Source organism: Virgibacillus carmonensis, from assembly GCF_057836705.1.
Genome location: NZ_JBYQFJ010000175.1, coordinates 1 through 687, shown reverse-complemented (window position 1 = coordinate 687; position 687 = coordinate 1). Strand labels below are relative to the sequence as shown.

At 42.5% G+C, this 687-nt stretch carries 1 protein-coding gene; it reads right to left on the bottom strand.

Going from position 1 to position 687, the window contains the following annotated elements:
• Nucleotides 1–115: 115 nt before the first annotated feature.
• Nucleotides 116–687 (bottom strand): ECF transporter S component (locus AC3G7N_RS21220; RefSeq protein WP_489424125.1); only part of this gene is annotated, 572 nt, incomplete at its 5' end.

Below are 687 nucleotides of genomic sequence, written 5' to 3'. Positions count from 1 at the left end.
AATAAAAGTGTTTCACCTTTGTCCAATTCAAAACTGACATTCGAAATGGTGTCTTGATTGGGATGATTTTCGAATCCTAAGGACAACTGTTGTACGCGTAAAAGGAAATCCTTCTTCATGCCGCATTTTTCTTTCTGTACTCTTTTCCCAGAGCAAAACTGGATAAGACACCTGTTTGTGCCAGGGCATCGCCCAAAGTTTTTCCGAGTAATCCAGCGATTAATGCGCCACTTATCATGCGTGTGACAAACATCCCAATCACATAAGGGGTAGAAAGTGCAGCATATCCACTTATAAAGTAACCGTACACAAAGCTGAATACAGCGGAACCAACACCGGCAAACAGAAGGACCCATGTTGAGTAATTTTTCCAACGGGTTGCTGCAAATGCAGCCTCAGCGCCTAACCCTTGAACTATTCCAGACAAAATCAGCATTGGGCCAGCTGCATTACCGAGTAGAACCTCGACCATTGCAGCAATTGTTTCAGATATAAATGCAGCACCAGGCTTACGGATAATATAAGCAGCCAGTATAGAAACAATAAACCAGATTCCAAAAATAAGATCGTAGCCAATCGGTCCAAAAAATCCCACAAGAATTTTCCCCACAGGAACAAAGGCCAGATAAACAACCGCGAATACAACGGAAAGTGCGGACATTACAACGATTTCTTTAAAACGCCAAT